Origin of the sequence: Candidatus Symbiopectobacterium sp. NZEC151 (assembly GCF_025962655.1) — a bacterium.
Classification (GTDB): Bacteria; Pseudomonadota; Gammaproteobacteria; order Enterobacterales; family Enterobacteriaceae; genus Symbiopectobacterium.
In genome coordinates, this window is record NZ_JAGFPE010000009.1 from 101,143 (window position 1) to 124,153 (window position 23,011).

Sequence of the window (23,011 nt, forward strand, 5' to 3'; positions counted from 1 at the left end):
GGGGGTCGTATCCTCGAGTGCGCGAAGGCCGAGATGTAAAAAAGACGTATGGTGCGTCTGACATCGCCTTGAAATAACTCGGATGCCTACGCCCGGCTGCCAATGTTGCGATAACGCGCAGACTATATCGTCATAGTGCCTTGGCAGGCACTTCGCCTGGATTATTTCCTTTCGAAATACGATGCCAGCTCCGAAAATCCCATAGCATCTTGTGAATAAGTAAACGTGCCCTTTAACATGATTTCTTGAGCCGCGTGTACAAACATGCCATAGGCAAACCGCGCCATGGATGCACCAACACTAATTCGCTTTACACCTGCATCGGCCAATTCAGCAATGCTAAATACTTCTCCGGGCAGCCCCATCACAATATTGACCGGCTTTGTCAGCGCCTGACATACCGTTTTAATCATAGTGATATCTCTGAGACCCGGAGCATAAAGAACATCAGCCCCGGCTTTTTCAAATGCCTGCAACCTCAGGATCGTTTCATCCAGATCGGTAATTCCCCACATGAAATTTTCGGCACGGGCCGTGATGACAAAATCAGTCGCCAGCGCATCTCGTGCTTTAGCCGCTGCTTCAATTCTTTCCACTGCCAGACTAAAATCATAAATAGGCTTGCTGGCTAAGCCGGTATGATCTTCCAGAGAACACCCCGCCAAACCGATTCCCGCGGCAATTTCGACAGTCTGTGCGGCACTTTCCGGGTCATCCCCCATCCCCTTTTCAAGATCTGCGGATACCGGCAACGCGGTGGCATTAACCAGAGACTGACAATGCAAAAGAGTCTGCTCCCACGGAACCGTCCCTTCCTGAACCCCTAACGAAAAAGCAAGCCCCGCGCTGGTTGTCGCAAGCGCTTTAAATCCCATGGTTTCGAGTATCCGGGCAGTGCCGATATCCCAGGGGTTAGGAATAACGAAAACATCATCAAGCTCATGTAGTTGACGAAAAATTTTTCCTTTATTTTCCATGTGTAACCCCATGCATCATTGTCGAAGAGAAATAGCACTACGCTCAGTTGAACCTACCACAAAATCCAACTTGATTCAGAACCAAAACATGGCATCAGGATATTTCTACCGCGTATGAAAAACGCACCATCATTCAAAGAGTGCCCTTCAAAAACCGTTCATTTAGCTCCCATGCTGCCGTTCTATTACTATCCCATGTGTGATATTTACTCAACTGCGAATACTTTATTATACTCGCCTCGCTATGTTCATCACTCAAATTCAATTGAGAATTCATAGATAACCGAACAGCAAAGGAATATTCTGTAACGGTATAGAAATCATCCCCCCATTCCTTATCACTATTGAAATAACATCTTGGGATAGAACACAGAGATTCAAGCGGTATAAGATCTGATGTTTTAAGTATGATCCCCAACTCTTCAGATGATTCTCGTATCGCTGCACTTAATAGGGTTTCATTTTCCTCTACCCCTCCTGCTACCCATTGCCAATAATCCATATCTTTTCTTTTCAGAAGATACAAATACAATTCACCCTCATAAATTGCATAAGGAACGACTAACACTTGTTTAGGTTGGCGCATCAATACTCCACATTTACAACATTAGATATTAGTTATCGCACTATTTCACACATTAACCATTTATTAAAAATAATACAATCTACCCTACTTAATAGCGCTAACTGAAGGCGCTACCCACTCATCACGTAACATACTCATGATGGCGGTATCCCAGCGTTCATCGCCCACTTTCATAGAGGATCGGCGAACACCCTCACCAATAAATCCAATGCGGGAATAGGTTTTGATGGCTATGTCATTCCAGGCATAAACATTGAGCTCTACGCGCTCTATTTCAGCATATGAGAATGCTTTTTCTAAAACCATGCTAACCATTGGAAGTGAAAAACCACGCCCCCGATGTTGAGGCGAAATGACAACTCTACAAATTTTTGCTATTCCATTCCGCCAGTCACACACCAGTTGGCAATGACCGCATAATTCGCCGGCATCATCTTCAACCATCCAACAAAAATAGTCTGGCGGAGTGGCATTGGTTTTAATCAACATCAAATTAACTTGTGCATCATCGAGAGGGTAAGATAAATCCGGCCCTCCCCATTGAACAATGTCTTTTTCACTAAAAAACCACCCCATCAATATTGAAAAATGTTGTTCGGTGAAAGGGATGAGATGGAGTTTGTTGCTGGATGAATGCCTATTCTGGAGAGAGGCTGACATTTTCATAAAAAATATATCGACCAATGTATCAACATGATATGAAGAAATATATTACCAAAAGAAGCTTCAATACAGCGTTTTATTTTATTGTTTGTCCTTATTGATCTATCCAACGTTTTGGCACTCTTGATACCCACTCAGGCATCGCGGCCAAACACCCACTAGACCAGTGGCAATCGCTCACGCTTTACCGGTGTGATTTGTTTCTGTTGAAGCGTGAATCTGACGCGGTCTCATGTTGAGACGGCTTTGTGCGGGAACGACAAGATAGACAAGATGAATACCACTGCCACAGTGATACAGATTATTTCATTAAAATCAATAAGATATAGAAATGGTGCCGATAATAGGAACAACACCTGACCAATATCATATTGATAATATTAACTAATATTCTTTTTCAACTACCCACATGCCCCCAATGATGCCCCCATATGTTTTTCTGCCCTGAATGGCTGGGTGTTTTTTGACCAGATCAATACTTCATCCTGAACGCTTCGGCTATCATTCCGATCTTATGCATATGGTTATTGTTGCGTGCCATTTTATGCGCTTCGGGTTTCAGGATGATAATCAGCAGGTAGGCATCAGGATCCATCGCACCTTGGCAGTATACCAAATGCGCCTGATCGCTGGTTCGTTTGAACTGACGCAAGAACTTAGGGAAAGGGGCATCCGCATCGGCAAGATGAATGTGTGCCACCTGCTCCTCTTTTACCAAGGGATAGGTGCGGTCATCATCATAGGGTGCATCACGACCAAAGGTATCTGGCAACACGCCATCTTTTTTATAGGACAGAAAATCCGCAACCAAATCATCAAGCTCTTGCTGGCTTAATTGCTGGCGAATCAGTGCTGACTTGAAAATCCTGATGCTCATTCCGTGAACTCGGTCAGATCCTTGTCAGAGGCGTTTTGCAGCAGTTTCTGTCCACTATCCGCAATATCATTTAAACGTTCAGCCGTTGGCCTGAAACGCGCAGCGGTATGCACCCGGCCCTGCTTCTCTTCCAACAGATCGATCAGTTCTTCAAACACCTTGGCACTGACCATGTAGCCAGCGGGACGATTGTTGGAAAGAACGGCAACCGGTTCATCAATGAAATATTTAGCCGGGTTCTTTCTTAACTCGGTGATGTTGATAGATTTTTCTGCAAGGATGCGTTCCATAGCCCACCTGAAAGCGTGTTTAATTAGATACAGCATAATGCACATCAAAGCGTACATCTAGTTTTCTGATTAGAATCATTAGTAACGCTAACAAACTAATTGAACAATATAGTAATTTGCTACCAGACTTTGATTTTATGCTGGCTTTCTAGAGACGTATAAAAAAATACCCTGTTAATACATAATGTTACGGCAATGATTGATGAACTCGTCCTGTAATAGCTCGCGCTCTGCAAGTCATGCGGTATACATTCTCGGCCTCTAAGGTCTAATCTAATTTCCAGCGTGCTTTGCAAAGGGCTGGCTTGCGAGTTAGCCGAAAAAATGTCCTTGTTGTTTGATTTTCTTGCAATATTTAGTTAGATAAAGTGTATGTATTTATCATATTCTAATTTGTAAAATTTTTTGCTACCATACACAAAAAAATCAATAGCATTATCAGATGATTACGAGCTCTACTCTCACTTTGTTTGAGTGTGTGAAGGAAATATATGAATAAAGCACCAATTGTGATAGACCTTTTTTGCGGATGCGGAGGGTTTGGGCTTGGAGCCAAGTTGGCTGGCTTTGATGTAATTGCTGCTGTTGATATTGATTCAACTCTGCAATCCGCTTATGCTCGAAACTTTCCCAATACAAAGATTATTAATGGTGATTTATCGTTGATGGGCGAAACTGAGTGGAACCCGATTATATTATCACAAAAAATCGATGGGATAATTGGTGGGCCACCATGCCAAGGGTATAGTCGTATGGGACATTCCGATGTGAATGACCCTCGCCGCTCTCTTTTAAGACATTACTTCAGAACTGTTAATATAATAAAACCTAAATTTTTTGTAATGGAAAATGTCGAAGGATTAATGGATGAAAAAAACGTTTACGAGCTTAAATCTGCGTTAAAAATATTGGATCCTGAATACAAAATTCTAGAACCAACAGTAATTGATGCTTCTGATTTTGGTGCTGCTACAAGAAGGAGACGAGTAGTAGTTATAGGTTATCTACCTGAAGAGTTTGCATATGAAATTAAAATTGATGACTTTACAAAGAAGCATTATAAAAAAAACAATGTTAAAGATGCAATAAATGACCTCCCAGCACCACTCGAAAAATCTAAAAATAATGATCCAAAAGATTTTGGCTGGAATACTTATAAAGATATGGATGCGGATGACATATCTAACTATGCAAAAATAATGAGAAAATTCCCTCCCAAAGGAATGGGATATAAAGAATCTATAGAGTATTTACGTGCGGGCAAGGTGAGTGGTTTTTTCAACACTCTTCACTCACCAACAGTAAAAGCAAGATACACTTCTATATCACCGGGGTCAGTAGATCCAGTAAGTAAATCGAAATGTCTTGATTGGAATGGGTTATGTCCAACATTGAGAGCAGGCACTGGAAGTGATAAAGGAAGCCATCAAGCTGTGCGACCTCTTCATCCTGAAGAGGGACGAGTAATCACTGTTCGAGAAGCCGCTCGACTACAAGGATTTCCTGATTGGTTCGTATTCCATCACACAAAATGGCACAGTTTTAGGATGATTGGAAATAGTGTTTCTCCAGTGTTGGCTAAAGAACTTTTATCTGTGATAAAACAAAATTTAATATTAAATTTCACTCCACTTAAAAAGGTAGAGGGAGAATAGATAAATGAATCCGACCTTATATGAAAACGTGAAGCTGAGAACTGGCATTGACCCTTCATTTCTAGCAGACACTCTCACGACTGACATTGAATTGACAGATGCTTTATTTGATCTTATTGACAACTCAATCGATTCTGCTCGTAATAACATAATTAAATCCACATATATAAAGGATGAATACGGATTGCCTGATAGTTATGAAGGATATAGGATAAGAGTAAGATTTGGAAGTAAGTGTATTATTGTTGAAGATAATTGTATAGGCATCACGTCTAACGTTCTAGAAAATAGTGCATTTTATACCGGGAAAAGGTCAAATCACGAATATGGGATAGGTCATTACGGACTCGGGTTGAAAAGAGCACTATTAAAAGCAGGGCGCTCCTACGCAATGATAACCAATAACGGCGAGTCTCTTTATAAATCAAACTTTGACATTAATAGCTTCTCATCTGAACATGATAATCAGTTAACAGCTCGTAAATATACTTCTTCAGGAAAAAAACGGACCTTATTTATTGTTTCAGATTTATACCCTAATGTAATCGCACAGATTGGTGATTCAGATTGGATGGCCAATACAATAAATGAACTATCGACACGATACTCTATATTTATCAGAAAAGGTCTGAAGTTGACCTTAACAAATAGTCAAAAAAAATCATCTGATACATTTATTATTCGCCCATCCGTTCCTAACATTAGAACAGATGGGCTGATTAAAGTTATAAAAGATGGCCTCCATTCTCATAATACAATGTGCGATTTTCGTGTTGGCATCCATGACAATTACAAATTTCCCGGTGAGTTAAATCATGAAGCAAAAAGTAATAAAAAGTTAACAAAAAGCTACGGTATATATTATATATTCAATGATCGAGTAATCATTTCGGCTAGTAAAGAGGACAAACATGGTTTTATAACACACTGGCATTCTGAATATGGGGGTTTCATTTGTTTGGTTCATGTCGTAGGGAAAGACCCAAAGAATCTTCCATGGAATACTGCAAAAACAGAAGTTAAAATAAACAGCCCTCTGTTTTTGCAAATGAGAAAAATGGTAGAACCTCTCGCTCAAGAATATCGCAGACAAGCAAAGATACTCATAAATATCTGGATGGAAACAAAGGATCTTCCAGATGATGAGAGAAAAAGGATTTTTTTAAATAAAACCATAGGAAAAAAATTAAGCGATGCTGATATTGCAGCCATTAGTACAAAGAAAGGTAATACCCCTCTCTCACTTCCATTGCCAGTAAAACTGGAAAATTTAACAAAGCAAAAAGAAACTGGCAAATTAATTATAACGGCAAAAGATAGCAAATTATCAGCAAAAAACAATAAAAACGCTCACAGCAAAGACTGGAATACATTGATTCCAGATGTATTTCCAGTCACGGAAAATGATCACGTTTTGAACAATCTTATTATAGAAGCAACGAGTTTGAATATAAACAATGCGCCTCATGCAAGTTGCATGTTATATCGGTCAATGTTCGAAGCTGCTTTTAAACACTTTGTGAAATCCAATAATTTATTTATATCTGTAAAAGAACATTACTACTCAAAAGGTGAGGGTTTAAGAAAAAACCATAGTGATGATTATAAAAAGCAACAAGGAATTGATCTCTCAATGTGCGTGGCTTGGTTAACAGATAATAATAATGTTTTCCCTATAGAAAGTAAAAAAAAGCTAGCTCTTTGCTCCAAAAAACTTAAAAGTCATATATCTACTTTAAACGGTGTTGTTCACGGAAATCAATTTATAGGAAGTGATGGTAGTATGCAAAAAATAAGAAATGAGACTATAAGTTTGTTAGAGTTTCTGACATTAGCTAAAATTGACAGTTGATGCCAACGTTTTATGGATGCAAAAGGTTATCATTAACCTTTTGCCTTCTAATTAGAAATTCTTATTTTTAATAAAAAATCATGCAATTTATTTACATAATAAAATAGATTCATAACAACCTACACTTTGCAAGTATTGACTACACACTACCGGCAAATAGACTTTTTTGATCATATACAAGATACCTTTCATATTTACTGATAGCTCCACTATCTACCAAATAATGAAATATATAGCCCAACGATACTACATGGGCCATTACTATATTTATGATACCAATTTGTCCAACGTTAGCCAACATGCTACAAATAAAAAAAGTTAATTGACCTTACTCGACGATGAGTGGAAAATAGACATATCAATAAAAAACCTATCGTAAAAAAATGTATCTCATCGATCTTCACATCTGAAAAATCGCTATGTATATATTCTATTAAAGCACTTTGCTGCTTAATGGATATTTATAATGATGTCAAAACAAGCGTATTGCTGTTTCCACCGATGCTACAAGCTTCAGTAGTGGCCTCAATATCAAGATAACTTTCCACATCCTTAACTATTATTGTCCCAACTTGTGCAAGATAGAAATTATCCGCTATCGCTGAGATAATTTTTGTGCACTCTGCCGCAGGAACACCCGTATAAGTGATAGTAAATGCACTTCCCGAAATTCCCGATGGGCCAGAGGCAGCAGGAGCAAGCGTAACATATCCCTTCCACGTATTGACTATATTAGTCCCTGCCCCGGCAATTTTGATCATATTGGCTGGGAATGCCCCGGCTTTGTTTGCGGCACTATTGGTTAACCCCGTATAGGTAGCAGAAGCGGCATAGAGTGATTTTATCCCTGCTTGAACAGTCGCAATGTTTTTTGATTCAGCTTCTGCGCGTTGTGCCGCCTGAGCCTTCGGATACACGATAAATGCGCCAACAATTAAAGCAGCAATGGTGCCAAGCACAAGAAGCAGTTCTAACAAAGAGAACCCTTGCTGGAATTTCTGGTTTACGTTATTTATTTTCATTGATTATCTCCATATTTGTTATTGATAAATACAGAGATAAGGCATCGAGAAATTTAATCAACACGCAAAGGATATTGTTGGTTATTTTCGTGATGAATGGATTACCTTAATAAGCCATTTAGATATAACGATGTTCAAACATTAAAAATGTCAATTTACACACCCACACAAGAATAACTCACCTTAACAAGGTTATCGCTTGTAGCCACAACTGAAAAGGTATAATCACTGCCCGATTGCGTCTCTAAGGTGTGGAACAGCGTCACACTTGAACCTGATGCCCTGCCATGATCATATTCAAAGGCAGCGGTTTTATCAGATTCAACAAGTAGACCATTGGCATAAAGGGATGCATTCATCCAATATACCCCCCAACCTACAAGCCAATTAGCATATGCATGGACCAATATTTTACCGGAAGCACCGCTTCTACAAGTAAACGCTGTATTATTACCAATAGAGCCTGATGACACTATCGTGTTCCCTTCATTCCCCTTCCATACCCCATCAATACACCACACAGGTGAGCCATTAGCAGTTTTGCTGATAAGTCCGTTAGGTGCGCATGTTTCACCAGTAATCGCTGTTGATGTGGGTTGTATATACCTTCCTGCTATGTTTCCTGACGCGGAGATACCTCCTGACGCTTTGCCATTACCTGATGCAGTAATTTTTAGGTCTCCACGGATCTTTTGGCTGCCAACAACATCAAGCTTTACGGAATCATTGATAAAAGGGTTAACATCCATCAAGAGCATATACCCGTCAGCATTACCGCCTTCTAACCTGACTGACAGCGCGTTGGCGTCAGTTGAGGAGCTACCGCCGCCAATGGACATTCGGGTGTTCTTGGTATTGGCGACAAACTCTTTAGATCTGATGGTATCGCTGTTAATCACGTTAACGGAATTGATAACACCATCAAATACAGCGCTGTTTTTGACATGGAGATCGGTAGAACTCACTTTCTGCGCATAAACCATATTCGTATTGTTGATGTTCTTACCTCCCATATTCAGATCTCCTGTCATTGGCAGTGTCCCATCACGACGGAGGTAAACCGAATACATGGAGGAATCATATCCTACACGGTAGGCCAACAACCCCGCAGCATTAATCCCGGTGTAATTGCTTGCGTTCTCGGTCCATTGACCACTCATACCCGATGCCACCGTTGCGGATTGCGTCATACCACTATCTATACCTGCCGCTTGCATAGCACGGCCTAACAAGTCATAACGAACACGATTTCCCTCTGACCAAGGCACCGTTGTTACTATCAGTCCATTGATAACGAAGTTAGGTGTGGTTCCAGCGCGTTTTAACAGGATTTTATAAGCGGATTTTTGCGCATTTATTCCGGTATAGCTGGCAGGCAATAGGCCCTCGTTTACCAACGTCTGATAGGTAATTTCACAGCCATTAGCCGAACAGGTTCTTGGTCCCGGATCGCTGGTCTGGCTGCTACTGGAAGACAGGGTTGAAAGCTTATCAAAACGAATACTGATGTAACGATTAACCGCTTCTCCCGTTTGTTTCATTTGAGCACCGACGGTATTCGCCATGATGTTTTCCTGATCGCTTTTCATGTCCTGAAACTTCATAAAAGCCATCGCTGTTCCAATACCTAAAACCAATGTTATTTCCAATAAGGAAAAACCTTTATTGCTTTTTGTTTTCATTTTATCGTCCTTTTTTATTTTCACGTACTATTTAATTAACAAAAATAAAACAAGGGTCAAGGTATTTATGACAGATTAATTGATAAAAGGGTTTGTTATTACTAAATATCAAAAAACTTGTTATTGAAGATCACTTGGTAAAGTAGGTATTTTGAATAACTTATGTATCCCTACATCAAACTCAACCAAATGCTCTGTTGATGTCATTATAAAATCTTTGTTGGTGCTAGATCTGATAACTTCAACTGACATACATGGTTTTTGATTTTGTAAATCCAAAATAAAACGAGCCATCTCCTTCACCTCTTCTTCTGAAAAACATGAAGAACCATTTACAATCTCTTCCAATCTCAATACGTTCATAAAATGACATCCTTTTAAATAAAGTTATATGATAATTACCTGATAGGATACTGCAGTAGTATTTTATAATTTATGGGTTATCAATTTCAAATTTATTATTCAGATTATGATTTTAAAATTTACTACCGCGCCCTCTGGGGCTTGCTCAACAGCTCACCGACCTAAAAGCGAGTTTTAGGCCGGTTCACCGTTTGGACGTGAAAAGATGATGCCTTGTTTCATCTTATTCCCCATACCAGAGATCCAAAGCAGCCAAGAAAACCTAATGTAAGTAAGACGCCATGTAATATCCCATCGTCCGTTGTTTCTGCTAAGGAAAAGCACTGAATTGCCAAAAGTTGTAAAATTATAACAATATAGCCTCGGATTTTGTTTTTTTATTTCCCATTATTTCCCTCCATATTTTATTGATATATAATAAAGAGTTGCTGATTGTCAAATTTTTGACTCACTAACCCACTTCTCTTTATCAGGATGGCAGGCTATGAGTGAAGCTCTCAAAGTATTGAACAATATTCGCACCCTCCGTGCTCAGGCGCGTGAATTGGATCTGGAAACATTGGAAGAAATGCTGGAAAAATTGACCGCTATTGTTGAAGACCGCCGACAGGAAGAAGTCAGCGCACAACAGCAAAATGCAGAGCGTCAGGCCAAACTTGAAGCCTTCCGTGCTCAGTTAGTGGCTGATGGCATTGATCCGGCTGAACTGCTTGGTTCAATATCTACCAGCAAATCAGCGAAAGCCAAACGTGCTCCCCGCCCGGCTAAATACAAATACACCGATGAAAATGGTAATGAGCAAACGTGGACAGGTCAGGGTCGTACTCCTAAAGCTATCAAAGAAGCACTTGATCACGGTAAGAGCTTGGAAGATTTTGAAATCTGATAAACAATTAACTATTTAACTTAAGGATAAGAAATGACAGGCAGAGCCTTACTTCTGGGAGCACTTTTTCTGGTGGGATGCACCAATTTTTCCGCAAAACAACCTTACCGAACCCAAGATGGCGAGCAACTTTTAATTAGTGCAAATATGCCAAACGGTGTTTTAAAACTATGGATAAATGAAACGCTGATTATAAATGAATCGTTCTTGAACCAAGATAAAAGTTTAGCTGGGGTCTTTAGTAATAGTTACACCAATGTCTATACAGGTACATACAAGGGCAAAAAAGTCATAGCACGATGCAAAAGAGAAACCCGTACATTATCTGCACCAGATCATGAATGTGATGTTTTTATCAATGGTGAATATGCAGCGAATCTCTTCCTGAGATAGTGTTGAGAATAAATTAACTACCGCGCCCTCTGGGGCTTGCTCAACAGCTCACCGACCTAAAACTTGCTTTTAGGTCGGTTCACCGTTCGGACGTGAAAAACATAATTAACATTTGGATTTATTTATAACATTTTCGATATAGACTTGACCCTGTGCTTTATACCTTTCAATATCACTCTCACGAAGATTGGGTATATTAAGTAAAAGCCCAAAGACTAATTCTTTATCTACATAACCAATATCACATCCTAAGACTTTGGCAACCTCTGCACCGAAAATAATTTTCTGTCGGGTGTTTTCTTTCTTCGTTTGCTGTTTCTTTTTAGCTTCCAAGAAATATAAGCGTTCCTGTGCTGAAGCAATTTGTTGTTTGATATCTTTTCTGGTCATTTATATTCCCCCCAATGTTTTTTCTTGTTGGCATAAGGGACATCTGCATAATCATAACCATTACCAATTTGTTTCTTGATTGACTTAATCTTCAATTTAAATTGTTGCTTTATCTGGCGCTGTTTTGCTTGTTCCCTAATATTGATTACTATCTTTTCTGCTTCTAAATAGGCTTGTTCTGTATCGGTATAGATACCATCATCAAGAAGCCTTTTAGCTTCCCAATCGATGGCTTCATCATTATTTTTATACATTACACCTCCTTGTATTTGTTATATATTATCCTTTACCATACTTTTAATAATTATCAATACAATGAGATGATTTTATTTAATGAAATAAAAAATCATAAATCCGATATTATCCTCATATCACCAAATTAATATAAATACGGTTTCATATCATTCGCCTTTTTCACATTTTACTTTATTTAACTTAACCGCTCACATGTGATAGGCTACGTGGGGTAAGCGCTTAGATATAAGCGCTTACCGTATTAAAAAATAAATAAATATATCTCATGCGTCTGGTAAATTCGTATCGCCATTACCCAATGTTTTTTGCATGATAACAGTATCAACCCAACGTCCGTGTTTAAAACCAACAGACTTTAAGGTTCCCGTCATTTCAAAACCAAGAGAACGATGTAAAGAAATAGAACCACGGTTTTCACTATTACCAACAACAGCAACTAACTGACGAAATCCAGACGCTTCTGCTTGGTTGATAGCTACAGTAAGCAATGTTTTCCCGATACCCTTCCCCTGTTGTTCAGGATCGATGTAGATAGAATCTTCGAGTGTGAAACGATAGGCTGGGCGTGGTCGGTATGGCGCAAGATAACAATATCCAGCAACAATACCATCGACTAACGCAACAAGCCACGGCGTTCCAGCATCTTGGACTTTAGTAATCCGCTCTTTCATCTCTTCAATGGTAGGAGGGATCGTTTCAAACGTAGCGATACCATTCACAACGTGCCACGCATAGATTTTTTGAATATCAGGAATATGTTCAGGACTGACTGGGATAATCTGCATAACAGAACCTCTGATTTAATAAAACCAGAAAAGGATATCATAGGTATCTATGATTAATACTTATCAAGAAAAGAATTTTTATTATGTCTATTGCAATAATGAACACTTGGAAAATAAAAAAAGTAAAATACTATTTTCTTATGCGTGGGAACCTCTGTGGTAGCTCAATTCGTATGGTGGGAAAATTTCACTATTTCGATATATTCGTTTTTGTCAAAAGCAGCGCTTTGTGATTGTGTACGATAATCACTACGCTGAACAGGGCTTGCCCTGTTAATTTTAGATATATCCAATTATGGTTTTTAGTTAGATATTCAGCTAGCGCTCACTCACCTGAAACAGATTAGACCAGATATCTATAAATAAATACAGGTTGGAAATGAAATTCACAAACAAAGAATAAAAAATCACTCTATCTATAAAACCCCGACCTCTCCGCGTTACTTATTTTTGTTTACTAGTGCTTTTTATTTCACCTGTTAAAATTTAACCCTGATTTCCATAGTTGACCTGTGAATTGTGCAACAGGGAAAACTACCGATAAACTTACCTATTTTCTTGTTTTAGAGATTTCCCGCCTTACGGCGGGATAAATTAACACTCTTTTTGTCCTTCGGACGCCATTTAAAACCCATTGCGGTAGTATCGCGGGATACTTCGCCCTTTTATCCAGATTGCGCCGCTTAATTCGGCGTTTTGTTTTACAGGGATTCATATATTTCGTATTAATTAAGTAGGGAGGCTTTTACATTGTTTCTTTTTTTAAAAAAACAATGCCCACTTATACACTCACTTCGTGAGCGTGTGGGGTCTACCGACGGTTGCCTGCCGCAGGCTAAAAGAAAGGTCAACGTCAACACAAAAGTTTTTCTTGCGAAAAACTAACAGCAGCATAGTTATATTTGAGGTTATTTATTATATGGCGATTTTTCATCTGGAGTTTAAAATTGTGAAACGTTCTGAAGGTATGTCTTCCTGTAGGAAAGCTGCCTACCATGCGCGTTGCAGAATAACAGATGATCGTACAGGTAATACATATGATTTCAGCCACAGAACAGATTTATTCCATCATCAGATATTAGCCCCTGTTTCAGCACCTGCTCATATTGTTGAAAGCTCAACAGCACTATGGAATGAAGTTGAGAGAGTTGAGCGTCAGAAAGATGGTCAAACAGCCCGTTATTTTGATGTAGCTATTCCCTGTGAACTGAGCAATCAAGACAAGATAAAACTGGTTGTTGAATACTGCCAAAAAATTTTCGTTGATAAGGGGATGATTGCTGATATCGCTTTTCACGATCTTGACAGTAATAATCCTCATGCTCATGTGATGTTGACATTAAAACCGATCACCGCTGATGGCTTCGGTAAAAAAGAAAGAAGCTGGAATGATAAGAAAAACGTTAACCTTTGGCGCGAATCATGGTCAGTGATTGCCAATCGCTATCTGGCTGCTGCTGGTAGCAATGAGCGTATTGATCATCGTTCTATTGATGCTCAACACAGTGAAGCACTCGAAAATGCCACTATTACATTGGATGTTGAAGAAAAAGCATTATGGCTTGCCAAGGCAACATTGACCAGCCGTCCACCAATGCAGCGTGTTCATCGTGCCAAATGGAGCAGTAAGCACGTTCAGGAGAATCGTGCTGCTGAACAGGCTGTTCGTGATGAGATGAAACAAGAAGCTCAGGCCACATACAACACCTTCAAAGATTTAGATCTGCAGATCGTTGTTGACCTTAGAAGCTTCACCGTATCAGAAATGCCTGAGCCTGTTGAAATCGTATTGCCTGAAACAGGTTCGCAGTCGTCATCATCCGAAGAGCAACAGCCTGTTCTGGTTGCACCTGCACCTCATACACGCACTAAATTGAAAACCCCATCCTTCCCAACTGCCAGTACGATTAAACGCGCTCCCGTTAAAAGTAATAGGAAGCAGGTTAAACCTCGTCAGGATGGTTTGTTCAAGCGTTTCACCCTACTGGTGGTTGAATATATAAGGGAGAAATTTGTCTGGGCCAAGAAGAAGCCTGCTATTCCTGATGTTGAGCACGATAAACGTATTGCCGAAAACTATGTCTTTGATGAGGTGCAGGGGATCTATGTTCCACGCGCTGAACATGAAAGACGCACAAGGTTCAACAGTGATGATTACAAGCCAACCAAGGAAGAGATCGCACGTTTTCCGAGTCGTCCCACACAGAAGCAGCCAGAAACAGATAACAGTATGGATCTCACTTCAATTATCTCATCGAAGCAGATTAGAAAAGGTCCTTTCCCCACACTGCGCCCACCCGGTTATCGCGATAGAGAGTGATCAGTAAACAGAACACTTATTGTCCAGTAGACTTGACGGATTATCTAAAATATTAGATAATCCACTCATCGTTATCAGGAGGTGTATATGGCCTTAAAATTCTACGAAAGTCCGTTCCATGTGACACATGATGCTGAAACTGCCAGCAAAATGGCAATGAAAATGGATTTATCGATCATGATCATCAATTTGATCAAAGAGAAAGGCTGGACGCAAAAAGAAGCGGCTGAAAAACTCGGCATCAACCAATCCCGTGTTTCAGAACTGAAAAATGCCAAAATTGAGCTTTTCACTATTGATGCCATGTTCGACATGTTAGATGCTCTCGGTTTCAGAGCTAAAATGTCAATGACAAGTCTGCATCAGGCATCAATCGCAATTACAGAAACCGAAGCAGCCGCTTAACGTTTTTTACAGCGTTCAGCCTCTCTGACATCAGCCATAAGTTCCTTGAGTCGTTTTTCAGCTACGTCTTTAGCTTTACGATCAACACCGTTGGTAGTTTTTTTAAAGGAATGTAAAACTACCACGGTATCAAGATACTTTGCGACGTAGGTGCATCGATATGCCGGGCTACCATTTATTTTCAGCTCGATAACGCCTATACCAACGCTATCAAGAAAATCAATCGGCAATTCAGGATCTTGCCCAAATTGAATACGGCGTAGGTCTTTTCCAAACTCATCTTGCACATCAGCAGGAAGTGCTTTGTATTCCCTTTCAGCGGCATCGTTAACAAATGCGAAATTTTTCAAGAAAACTCCTTGTAATAATTTGTCCCAAGCACCTGTCTTATTCTTTACTATAGCTAATTGAAAAACAAGAAGAACTCGGTATGAATAAACAGCCGAGAGCTGATAGCAGTCAGGATCTCACCCAACAATGTCACTCACAGTGTTTAGGAAGAACAACGTCCAATATTGAAATTAATGATTTTCTTCTCTTTTTTTAAGGGCATCCCGATAACGCTGCTGTTCAACGATACTCAGATTTGGATCAGACAGAACACTTGCGCCCTTCACAGCAATATCGTAGTCAATTTGAGATTGTGTTTCATATTCTTTGATCGGTTTAAAATAATCGGATTGCGGTGCAGATGACGATGCAGAATAACCAGAATATGTTTTACTTCCACCACAACCGAGATAAGCCAGCAGACTGGCAAACAAGAAGAAAAATGTCCATGCGGCGTTGTATCCGTTAATCGTATATCCACTTCCATTAACATGTGAAAACACGCCGTGAAATCTAATAGCGTAGACAATCAGGAATGATGACAGAATAACAGCCCGACTTGTCCCGATGGTTAAATGCTTACGTATGAATTTTACCGTTGGCACCAGCATGAGCACAAATAGCCCAATAGCGGCAAAAACCAGCCATACAGGAAACAGTCCGTATTTTTGTGTTGTATTCTGCGATACCGTCACCAGCGACAGCACCAAGAAAGTGTTAAGCAGGTAAAGCCTGACAGCCATCGATACCTTCACCTGTTTTTGTGTATTCCCGAGAAACAGCACAGGTGCCAGTGATGGTATGTTAATCAGCAGACCGATGAAAAGCACCCCATAGATAGAGTTCATAGCATTTTCCTGTAATTATCGAGCGGCCCAGCCGTTATTGGTCTTCACCAGAACAATTTTGGCTTCTTCCGGTTCAGCCATTCCTTTAACGCCAGAGAACGCATTTTTATCAACCCAACCCGGAACGCCATCGAGCTTCCACGTATAGGTCACTTGCGTGATTTTAGCGCCAGCGCCTTCACTCGGTTCAGTCCAGCTTGTGATCTCAGCTACAACACGATGACCGACGCAGGCACCTTCCTCACGGTTCCAAAACTCAACCTCTTGGCCTTTGTCTGTTACTTCCAGAACATCAACACTGCTAAAGCCATTCGCCTGTTGTGAAACAGTGAGAAGCCCCAGCTCAACAAGCCCTCTTAGAATTTCATCGCTAACATTGTATCCAGCAGAACGGTAGCCATGATTAACCTTTACTGGAAAACCTTTGTTGAACGCAAAGTCATTGTTCTGCAGTGAGTAGCAAACCTTTGATTTTGAAATTTTCGCGTTAATCGCCTTCTCAAAATCGCCTTTCTCACCACATCCCGCCAGAACAAGAGCTGTGCAAGTAACGAATAAAATTTTCTTCATCTTCCTATCCATCCTGATAATCACCAATGCTGTTATGTAGAGGTAGTCTGCTGCACACCTGTAGTCGTTAAAGCTTGTTCTTACTGGCATAACGCAGCAAAACCACCTGATTAACCAATTGATAGGATTCAATTATTTTTGTGGGCCGTCATATCGTTTGTAACGATCAAAATCAAAATAATGATAGATATTAACTATCATATTTTATTATTCGATCGATTAAATCAATTAACACACCGATCGAAAGAGCGTTATTAATCGTTAATATCTATCAATATCAATTTATCGATCTACCATACCGATCATTTTCTTGCTAGATGAATCGTTACTGGATAAAGTGAACAGAAGGCTCACTGGAGCGTTTATTCGCTGGTTTGTAGGGATAGAACGTCAAACCCTACGACCAACAGCCAGCACTGCCCTATGGCCCTTTCTTGACCTTTATTAATGCAACATCAGGGAAAACAACAGTGAAGGATACCGCTAGCTGATTAGATAAAAAGACTCACAGGCTTATGATAAGCGGCTTTATTCACCACTAATTAACATGACCTATTTCAATGGACAGCAGCAACACAACGCTGGTCCCGGTCTCTTTACGCCTATTTTTACGTTTACTGTTTATATGGAGTTAACATGAAAAAACTGTTTATCGCTGCGTTGGTGATCCTGCCCCTTACCGCTTGCACCACCTATGGCAACAAATCCCTTAACGATGAATCGCAACAAACCGTAAAAACCAAGATCGTTAAAGGGAAAACTACCCAGCAAGATGTTATTAACGCATTCGGGGAACCACAAACACGAGCCACCAATGATGGACAGGAAATGTGGTCCTACTCCAGCATGTCAGGCGAGAGCCAGATCTCGAACTACATTCCCGGTCTGGCCCTGCTGAAGAACAGCAACACCGCTCACATGAACTCCCTTGAGATCTGGTTCAAGGGAAATGTTGTTGACCGATATAATTTCAGCCAGACGGCGAGTAAGGTTTCGAAGGGATTGTTGGATTAGTTGATAAAAGCAACATCATTGATGGGTCTGTTTTATGCATCAGACCCAATTTACTCAAACATTCCATAAACAAGCAAAGACAGTTAGTTTCCACAAGTTATAATTATCACGATCACAATATTTACTTCCTCAAATTAAATACTCTTGCAAGAAAAATTAATAAGATCAATAATAATTGAAAATTGTCCTTAACTATAAGCATGAGCCATAAAAGGTTTTCATATGTTAAGAAAAATATCACACATAAATAACTTCGCTGTATTCAACAATTTCTCATGGAATAACTCAGTCCGAGATGAAGGTAACAATATTGCTGAGTTAAAAAAAATGAACATTTTTTATGGTAGGAACTATTCCGGGAAAACAACCCTATCAAGAATAATTAGAAGTCTGGAGCTTTATAAGGTTCATGATAAATATCCTAATTCGGAATACTCTTTTGAATTCACTACTGGTGAGTTAATTAGCCATGATACACTGATAAATAATTCTCGAAATGTAAGGGTATATAATCGAGATTTTGTACAAGATAACTTAAAGTGGTTGTTTAACTCAGATGGAGATATTAAATCCTTTGCAATATTGGGTGAAAGAAATATTGATATAGAAAATAAAATAGTTGAATTAAAAGATATTATCGGTGATAACCAAAAAGGACTTGTTTGTAACTACAATCTAAAAAACTTAGAATATAACAATAAAAAAAGAGAATTCCAATCAACATCTGAAAATTTAGAAAGTAAACTACGTGAAAAAGCTAATAGGCAAATTAAAACAAATCATTTATATCAAAAAGTCACATACAATATTAACTCAATAGAAGAAGACATCAAAACAATACTGAACAATCCAATAAGAGATATTCCTCAAGAAGAACAAGCAAAGCTAGTTAATTTGCTATCAGAGAAAAGTAAAGATTTTCTACTAGATAAAGTAACGTTTTCTGATAAAACACTTTTACTACAAACCCAAGCTAATAATTTACTCTCTTATGAAGTGAAACCTGACGAAACCATACAGGATCTAATTAACAACTCACTCCTACAAGAGTGGGTTCGAAGTGGGATAAACTTACATAAAGGGGTAAGAGATACTTGTGCTTTTTGTGGTGGGGTGATTCCTCATAATTTATGGGAGCAGTTGGATTCACATTTCAATAAAGAATCAGAAAAACTAAGAGGATTAATAAATGATCTCATTTCTGATATAGATACTGTAATTAATACATTACCAACATCCCTACCTATTAATCAGGAACAGATTTATTCATTATTACATACTGACTATTTTGACGTATTATCTAGATTTAGCAAAGAGATTGTTTTATATGATAATTTCTTAATGAGCATGAAAAATTCGTTGCAAGAGAGACTCAAAGAAATATTTACACCGATGCCTTCAATAATCATTGAAGAAAGTTATGATTTAGAAGCCATATATAATTCTCTGGAAAGTATTCGACAAGCGCATAATACTAAAATAAGAAATCTGAAGAGTGATCAAGATGCAGCTAGAAATATCCTTCGCCTTACAGAAGTAAGTAAGTTCATTATTGACATTAATTATATTAAAGAAAAGGAAAAAATAGCCTCTTTAGTAAATGAGTATAAAACCCTTGAGCAGGAAAAAAATAAAATACAAGAACAAATCAATAGTTTCAATACTGATATTCAAAATCTTCTTGATCAACAAAGAGATGAAAGCTATGGTGCAGAAAAAATAAATCTTTTTCTAAAAAACCATTTTGGGCATAATAGCTTAAACCTAAGACCCTTCAATAATACCGAGACTCATGGTGTTAATTTCAAAATCTATAGAGGTGATACCCTCGCAGATAACTTAAGTGAAGGTGAATGTAGTCTTGTATCTTTTTGTTACTTCATGGCTAAGCTAGGTGACGTTGATTCAGCAAATAAAGACCTAATCATATGGATCGACGACCCTATTTCTAGCTTAGATAACAATCATATATTTTTCATATATAGCTTGATCGAAGATGTTCTCACCCGTCCAATTAAAAACCAAGGGCAAAGGAATAGTTATAAATATCATCAGATATTTATATCGACACATAATTTGGACTTTTTAAAATATATAAAAAGACTATCAAAACCCAAAGATGATGCAAATAAAGAAAGTTGTGGATATTTTTTATTGGATCGAGGAGAAACTATCAGCACTTTGAAAGTAATGCCTAAATATCTAAAAAAATACATCACAGAATTTAATTATCTTTTTGGGCAAATTTATAAATGTGCATATGGCAATATCGAAGATAACAACCACGATTCATACTATAATTTTGGGAACAACTTGAGGAAATTTCTTGAGGCATACTTATACTATAAATACCCTAACAATAAGCCAAATGATGAAAAACTCTATTTATTTTTTGACAATAATCAGCTTGCTGTGGATATTGCGAACAGGGTAAATAATGAGCTATCTCATTTAGAGGAAATTTTTGACAGAAGTATGCTTCCCGTTGACGTTCCTGCATTCAAAAAATTAGCAATATTTGTATTGGATACAATTCAAAGAAAAGATCCTGAACAATATCAAGCATTAGTTGACAGCATGTAAGAAGTTTGCACATGGCAATATTGTTAACAATATTGCCATATATTCAGGAATCTCTAATTACTACAATTAAACATTCTTAAACATATCATCAATAATAGATAATTAGGGCAGCATAAAAATCATAATTCCCTGTCATCTTCATTTAACACAACAGTAATCTTCATCCTATCAACTGCCTGATGCAACACCTCATAGAGATCAATTTCGACCTCATGCTCAAACTCACCATCGCAGAACATTACCACATCGCCATTATGTCAGCATTAAGCAAGATTCTACCGGAGGCTTCCAGTTCTTATAAGAAGATATCTTCAGCTAAGGCCTCGCGTAGATCCTTTAGGTCAAGCGCGTTCATCAATGTGTATTCATCTGACGCGTTAGCTTTCACGCTACCACAGGAATAATAATCATCCAGTTTACTTACAGATCTATTGGGATGATGGCTGTTATAAATTATCATCCTAGATAGTATCCCAATCTATCGGCTCTTCTGGTGCTACAAGACTTACATTATCCACTGAGATACCCTCTTTCACACTTTTAATCATGATCGCCCCTTGAGATTTTTTAGCCTGTAATCTTGCGATTAACACATCGATGTCTTCTTGACTATTTACATCTTGAATGACTGACTCAATAGACCTACGCTTATCTTCATTTTTAGTATAGTCTCCTCCGCTATCAGTAACGCTTTCATCTCGTTCAATCTCTATAGTTTCTTTCTTTTTTCTAATCTCAGAAACAAAGCGAGCCCTATCACCGTTGAAAACAATCGCAGGATTTATGAAATACCAGTTTTTTTCATTAGTTTTAGCAATAATACGTTTCTCGATGAGTTCCTTTATTCCCCGGTAAAAGATAGATTCAGATAAGACAAAATGATCTATCTTTTCCGCAAGAGACATTGCTTTTTTACAACTCAGGTAGAAATGATCTTTGCCTATCGCATCCTGATAAATACGTAAAAAGATAAAAAATACTTTGTATGCTGTTTTCGTAAGATCAAAGTAGGCTTTTATTTGTGATGTATAGAGTTTGATGAACTCTTCTTTATCAACCTCTTGTGTATGCACAATATTAGCAAAGTAGCTTCGACTGGCATCTTTTCTTTCGATAAGTTCAGTTCCCCTTGAAACAGTCAGATTTTTCTTTCTTGTCTCAATCTTTAGTTCTGTCTCAAAGCAAAATGGATTTAAGCCCAAATCCAAGTCAACTTCCATTTCTTTAATCATATTATCACCTCTTATTATTTTATTTATAATAAAGTAAATACCATGCATGAAATAGATATCAAGTTTTTTGCATGTTTTTTTGCGAAAATATTTTATAAATCGCAAGTTTTCCAGTGACGAAGATTTAAATCACTGTCATTTTTTAGCGTAAAAATGATATAAGAACTGACTACAGAGTCAGGAAAGCTTACCGTGCAGTCAGTAATGCTGACCATAGAGTCAGTAATACTGACCGTATAGTCAGTCGTGTTTTTCTAACACAAGTCTTATTCTCCAAGGGCTACAGGCCATTTTTGTGTTAACTTAATTTTGCAAGAAGTAAGAGATAATACTTAAGAGGATTAAAAGAAACCGGGCGATTTTTATGATCGCCGCACAGGGTTTCTAATAATTTATTGCTAATTATTCCTTTCTATTTAACTAAAATCTTTTTTTTTGAAAATCCCCACCATCTATGAGCTAACGCTCATGTGCTGACGCAAGGCTACGCCCTAATGCTGACATACAAATATTTTTCATATTGGATTAAAAATTTATCGAAGCAGCACTTGGTGATTGTCGCCAACAATCACCTCGCTGGACAGGGCTTGCCCCTGTTAATGATGGATTTTTCATTAATGATCGTGGCGATAGCCACTTATAACCAAATGTAAAACTTAAATATTAACAACTATCAAACTTTCGCAAACACCGATTTTACTAATTTTCGATGGAACTTAATGAGCATATTTTTTATAGACTGGCTACTGCCAGTCACATAGTTCCTGTGGTGAAATACCATCACGCGCCATCAACTTGAGGAGTCTTTTCATCTTTAGCTTACGCACCTTATTTTCACCAATCTCCTGATAATGCTTCTCACGCCGCTCCTCTACCACTTTTCGAAATTTCTTCAAAAGCTGATTCAGTGTCTTCATATCAGTAATAGCGGCTTCAGCTTGGATTTTTTTATACATAAACATAACGTGGAACTCATCAATCATCAGATTTCTCCTGTTATCACAAATGTTGTTTATCTGCCCCTTACGAGGCA

The 23,011-nt window shown here is 38.5% G+C and carries 24 protein-coding genes; 8 read left to right on the forward strand and 16 right to left on the reverse strand.

The window, feature by feature from the left end; all coding sequences use genetic code 11:
• Nucleotides 1-161: 161 nt before the first annotated feature.
• The 5 genes from J5067_RS21420 to yafN all read right to left on the reverse strand — a co-directional run bounded on the left by J5067_RS21420 (nucleotide 162) and on the right by yafN (nucleotide 3,393).
• Nucleotides 162-977 (reverse strand): oxaloacetate decarboxylase, encoded by an 816-nt coding sequence (locus J5067_RS21420; RefSeq protein ID WP_264651970.1) that lies wholly within the window; start codon nucleotides 975-977, stop codon nucleotides 162-164.
• A 133-nt stretch (nucleotides 978-1,110) separates the two neighbouring features.
• The gene (locus J5067_RS21425) at nucleotides 1,111-1,563 is read right to left on the reverse strand and encodes an NUDIX pyrophosphatase (protein WP_264627662.1); all 453 of its coding nucleotides are present in this window, start codon (nucleotides 1,561-1,563) and stop codon (nucleotides 1,111-1,113) included.
• Between the two features lie 84 nt (nucleotides 1,564-1,647).
• On the reverse strand, nucleotides 1,648-2,247 hold the full coding sequence (locus tag J5067_RS21430) for a GNAT family N-acetyltransferase (protein WP_264651971.1): 600 nt from the start codon (nucleotides 2,245-2,247) through the stop codon (nucleotides 1,648-1,650).
• 451 nt (nucleotides 2,248-2,698) lie between these two features.
• The gene (locus J5067_RS21435; protein WP_319802405.1) at nucleotides 2,699-3,103 is read right to left on the reverse strand and encodes a type II toxin-antitoxin system YafO family toxin; all 405 of its coding nucleotides are present in this window, start codon (nucleotides 3,101-3,103) and stop codon (nucleotides 2,699-2,701) included.
• The gene (gene yafN, locus J5067_RS21440) at nucleotides 3,100-3,393 is read right to left on the reverse strand and encodes a type I toxin-antitoxin system antitoxin YafN (protein ID WP_261848800.1); all 294 of its coding nucleotides are present in this window, start codon (nucleotides 3,391-3,393) and stop codon (nucleotides 3,100-3,102) included. The genes J5067_RS21435 and yafN overlap by 4 nt, the downstream gene beginning before the upstream one ends.
• 491 nt (nucleotides 3,394-3,884) lie before the next feature.
• Here yafN and J5067_RS21445 point away from each other — a divergent pair, with 491 nt between their 5' ends.
• Both J5067_RS21445 and J5067_RS21450 read left to right on the forward strand, forming a co-directional pair.
• Nucleotides 3,885-5,048 (forward strand): DNA cytosine methyltransferase, encoded by a 1,164-nt coding sequence (locus J5067_RS21445; protein ID WP_264651972.1) that lies wholly within the window; start codon nucleotides 3,885-3,887, stop codon nucleotides 5,046-5,048.
• Nucleotides 5,049-5,052: 4 nt separating this feature from the next.
• Nucleotides 5,053-6,900 carry an ATP-binding protein gene (locus J5067_RS21450; RefSeq protein ID WP_264627818.1) on the forward strand — a complete coding sequence of 616 codons (1,848 nt, stop codon included), beginning with the start codon at nucleotides 5,053-5,055 and terminating at the stop codon, nucleotides 6,898-6,900.
• Between the two features lie 461 nt (nucleotides 6,901-7,361).
• Here J5067_RS21450 and J5067_RS21455 read toward each other — a convergent pair whose 3' ends face one another.
• The 3 genes from J5067_RS21455 to J5067_RS21465 form a co-directional block, all read right to left on the reverse strand.
• Complete coding sequence (locus J5067_RS21455; RefSeq protein WP_264651973.1) at nucleotides 7,362-7,922, reverse strand: type 4 pilus major pilin; 561 nt, start codon at nucleotides 7,920-7,922, stop codon at nucleotides 7,362-7,364.
• 155 nt (nucleotides 7,923-8,077) lie between these two features.
• The gene (locus tag J5067_RS21460) at nucleotides 8,078-9,604 is read right to left on the reverse strand and encodes a shufflon system plasmid conjugative transfer pilus tip adhesin PilV (protein ID WP_264651974.1); all 1,527 of its coding nucleotides are present in this window, start codon (nucleotides 9,602-9,604) and stop codon (nucleotides 8,078-8,080) included.
• A gap of 120 nt (nucleotides 9,605-9,724) precedes the next feature.
• Nucleotides 9,725-9,967, reverse strand: a complete 243-nt coding sequence (locus J5067_RS21465; protein ID WP_264627754.1) for a hypothetical protein — start codon at nucleotides 9,965-9,967, stop codon at nucleotides 9,725-9,727.
• A gap of 484 nt (nucleotides 9,968-10,451) precedes the next feature.
• Here J5067_RS21465 and J5067_RS21470 point away from each other — a divergent pair, with 484 nt between their 5' ends.
• Together J5067_RS21470 and J5067_RS21475 are read left to right on the forward strand one after the other, a co-directional pair.
• Entirely contained in the window at nucleotides 10,452-10,853 is a 402-nt protein-coding gene (locus J5067_RS21470) for an H-NS family nucleoid-associated regulatory protein (RefSeq protein ID WP_264627753.1), read from the forward strand.
• A 33-nt stretch (nucleotides 10,854-10,886) separates the two neighbouring features.
• Nucleotides 10,887-11,246 (forward strand): hypothetical protein, encoded by a 360-nt coding sequence (locus tag J5067_RS21475; protein ID WP_264627752.1) that lies wholly within the window; start codon nucleotides 10,887-10,889, stop codon nucleotides 11,244-11,246.
• 105 nt (nucleotides 11,247-11,351) lie between these two features.
• Here the strand turns inward: J5067_RS21475 and J5067_RS21480 are convergent, their stop codons facing one another.
• The 3 genes from J5067_RS21480 to J5067_RS21490 form a co-directional block, all read right to left on the reverse strand.
• The gene (locus tag J5067_RS21480; RefSeq protein ID WP_264627755.1) at nucleotides 11,352-11,636 is read right to left on the reverse strand and encodes a conjugal transfer protein TraD; all 285 of its coding nucleotides are present in this window, start codon (nucleotides 11,634-11,636) and stop codon (nucleotides 11,352-11,354) included.
• Nucleotides 11,633-11,890, reverse strand: a complete 258-nt coding sequence (locus J5067_RS21485) for a hypothetical protein (protein ID WP_264651975.1) — start codon at nucleotides 11,888-11,890, stop codon at nucleotides 11,633-11,635. The genes J5067_RS21480 and J5067_RS21485 overlap by 4 nt, the downstream gene beginning before the upstream one ends.
• A 264-nt stretch (nucleotides 11,891-12,154) precedes the next feature.
• The gene (locus J5067_RS21490; protein WP_264627751.1) at nucleotides 12,155-12,676 is read right to left on the reverse strand and encodes a GNAT family N-acetyltransferase; all 522 of its coding nucleotides are present in this window, start codon (nucleotides 12,674-12,676) and stop codon (nucleotides 12,155-12,157) included.
• Nucleotides 12,677-13,595: 919 nt separating this feature from the next.
• On the opposite strand from J5067_RS21490, the gene mobQ reads away from it, so the two are divergent.
• Both mobQ and J5067_RS21500 read left to right on the forward strand, forming a co-directional pair.
• On the forward strand, nucleotides 13,596-14,996 hold the full coding sequence (gene mobQ, locus J5067_RS21495; protein ID WP_264651976.1) for a MobQ family relaxase: 1,401 nt from the start codon (nucleotides 13,596-13,598) through the stop codon (nucleotides 14,994-14,996).
• An 87-nt stretch (nucleotides 14,997-15,083) separates the two neighbouring features.
• Nucleotides 15,084-15,401 carry a helix-turn-helix domain-containing protein gene (locus J5067_RS21500; RefSeq protein ID WP_264628274.1) on the forward strand — a complete coding sequence of 106 codons (318 nt, stop codon included), beginning with the start codon at nucleotides 15,084-15,086 and terminating at the stop codon, nucleotides 15,399-15,401.
• Here J5067_RS21500 and J5067_RS21505 read toward each other — a convergent pair.
• The 3 genes from J5067_RS21505 to J5067_RS21515 all read right to left on the reverse strand — a co-directional run bounded on the left by J5067_RS21505 (nucleotide 15,398) and on the right by J5067_RS21515 (nucleotide 17,149).
• Nucleotides 15,398-15,751, reverse strand: coding sequence for a type II toxin-antitoxin system RelE/ParE family toxin (locus J5067_RS21505; protein ID WP_264628273.1), 354 nt, complete (start codon nucleotides 15,749-15,751; stop codon nucleotides 15,398-15,400). The genes J5067_RS21500 and J5067_RS21505 overlap by 4 nt on opposite strands.
• 171 nt (nucleotides 15,752-15,922) lie before the next feature.
• Entirely contained in the window at nucleotides 15,923-16,579 is a 657-nt protein-coding gene (locus tag J5067_RS21510) for a hypothetical protein (protein WP_264651977.1), read from the reverse strand.
• 15 nt (nucleotides 16,580-16,594) lie between these two features.
• Nucleotides 16,595-17,149, reverse strand: a complete 555-nt coding sequence (locus J5067_RS21515; protein WP_264627802.1) for a membrane lipoprotein lipid attachment site-containing protein — start codon at nucleotides 17,147-17,149, stop codon at nucleotides 16,595-16,597.
• A 636-nt stretch (nucleotides 17,150-17,785) separates the two neighbouring features.
• On the opposite strand from J5067_RS21515, the gene J5067_RS21520 reads away from it, so the two are divergent.
• A complete protein-coding gene (locus J5067_RS21520) occupies nucleotides 17,786-18,163 on the forward strand; it encodes a hypothetical protein (protein ID WP_264651978.1) in 378 nt (125 codons plus the stop codon).
• A gap of 222 nt (nucleotides 18,164-18,385) precedes the next feature.
• Nucleotides 18,386-20,746, forward strand: a complete 2,361-nt coding sequence (locus J5067_RS21525; protein WP_264651979.1) for an AAA family ATPase — start codon at nucleotides 18,386-18,388, stop codon at nucleotides 20,744-20,746.
• 461 nt (nucleotides 20,747-21,207) lie between these two features.
• Here the strand turns inward: J5067_RS21525 and J5067_RS21530 are convergent, their stop codons facing one another.
• Together J5067_RS21530 and J5067_RS21535 are read right to left on the reverse strand one after the other, a co-directional pair.
• Entirely contained in the window at nucleotides 21,208-21,975 is a 768-nt protein-coding gene (locus J5067_RS21530) for a hypothetical protein (RefSeq protein WP_264652008.1), read from the reverse strand.
• Between the two features lie 746 nt (nucleotides 21,976-22,721).
• Nucleotides 22,722-22,961, reverse strand: coding sequence for a DNA-binding protein (locus J5067_RS21535; protein WP_264628228.1), 240 nt, complete (start codon nucleotides 22,959-22,961; stop codon nucleotides 22,722-22,724).
• Nucleotides 22,962-23,011: the final 50 nt, after the last annotated feature.

Bases quoted from the DNA above. Each gene is read 5' to 3' on its own strand.
- J5067_RS21515 (WP_264627802.1), bottom strand. From the start codon at position 17,149: ATGAAGAAAATTTTATTCGTTACTTGCACAGCTCTTGTTCTGGCGGGA.
- J5067_RS21475 (WP_264627752.1), top strand. From the start codon at position 10,887: ATGACAGGCAGAGCCTTACTTCTGGGAGCACTTTTTCTGGTGGGATGC.
- J5067_RS21460 (WP_264651974.1), bottom strand. From the start codon at position 9,604: ATGAAAACAAAAAGCAATAAAGGTTTTTCCTTATTGGAAATAACATTG.
- J5067_RS21520 (WP_264651978.1), top strand. From the start codon at position 17,786: ATGAAAAAACTGTTTATCGCTGCGTTGGTGATCCTGCCCCTTACCGCT.
- J5067_RS21510 (WP_264651977.1), bottom strand. From the start codon at position 16,579: ATGAACTCTATCTATGGGGTGCTTTTCATCGGTCTGCTGATTAACATA.
- J5067_RS21435 (WP_319802405.1), bottom strand. From the start codon at position 3,103: ATGAGCATCAGGATTTTCAAGTCAGCACTGATTCGCCAGCAATTAAGC.
- J5067_RS21470 (WP_264627753.1), top strand. From the start codon at position 10,452: ATGAGTGAAGCTCTCAAAGTATTGAACAATATTCGCACCCTCCGTGCT.
- J5067_RS21490 (WP_264627751.1), bottom strand. From the start codon at position 12,676: ATGCAGATTATCCCAGTCAGTCCTGAACATATTCCTGATATTCAAAAA.
- J5067_RS21485 (WP_264651975.1), bottom strand. From the start codon at position 11,890: ATGTATAAAAATAATGATGAAGCCATCGATTGGGAAGCTAAAAGGCTT.
- J5067_RS21455 (WP_264651973.1), bottom strand. From the start codon at position 7,922: ATGAAAATAAATAACGTAAACCAGAAATTCCAGCAAGGGTTCTCTTTG.
- J5067_RS21445 (WP_264651972.1), top strand. From the start codon at position 3,885: ATGAATAAAGCACCAATTGTGATAGACCTTTTTTGCGGATGCGGAGGG.
- J5067_RS21465 (WP_264627754.1), bottom strand. From the start codon at position 9,967: ATGAACGTATTGAGATTGGAAGAGATTGTAAATGGTTCTTCATGTTTT.
- J5067_RS21425 (WP_264627662.1), bottom strand. From the start codon at position 1,563: ATGCGCCAACCTAAACAAGTGTTAGTCGTTCCTTATGCAATTTATGAG.
- mobQ (WP_264651976.1), top strand. From the start codon at position 13,596: ATGGCGATTTTTCATCTGGAGTTTAAAATTGTGAAACGTTCTGAAGGT.
- J5067_RS21480 (WP_264627755.1), bottom strand. From the start codon at position 11,636: ATGACCAGAAAAGATATCAAACAACAAATTGCTTCAGCACAGGAACGC.
- J5067_RS21500 (WP_264628274.1), top strand. From the start codon at position 15,084: ATGGCCTTAAAATTCTACGAAAGTCCGTTCCATGTGACACATGATGCT.
- J5067_RS21450 (WP_264627818.1), top strand. From the start codon at position 5,053: ATGAATCCGACCTTATATGAAAACGTGAAGCTGAGAACTGGCATTGAC.
- J5067_RS21525 (WP_264651979.1), top strand. From the start codon at position 18,386: ATGTTAAGAAAAATATCACACATAAATAACTTCGCTGTATTCAACAAT.
- yafN (WP_261848800.1), bottom strand. From the start codon at position 3,393: ATGGAACGCATCCTTGCAGAAAAATCTATCAACATCACCGAGTTAAGA.
- J5067_RS21420 (WP_264651970.1), bottom strand. From the start codon at position 977: ATGGAAAATAAAGGAAAAATTTTTCGTCAACTACATGAGCTTGATGAT.
- J5067_RS21535 (WP_264628228.1), bottom strand. From the start codon at position 22,961: ATGATTGATGAGTTCCACGTTATGTTTATGTATAAAAAAATCCAAGCT.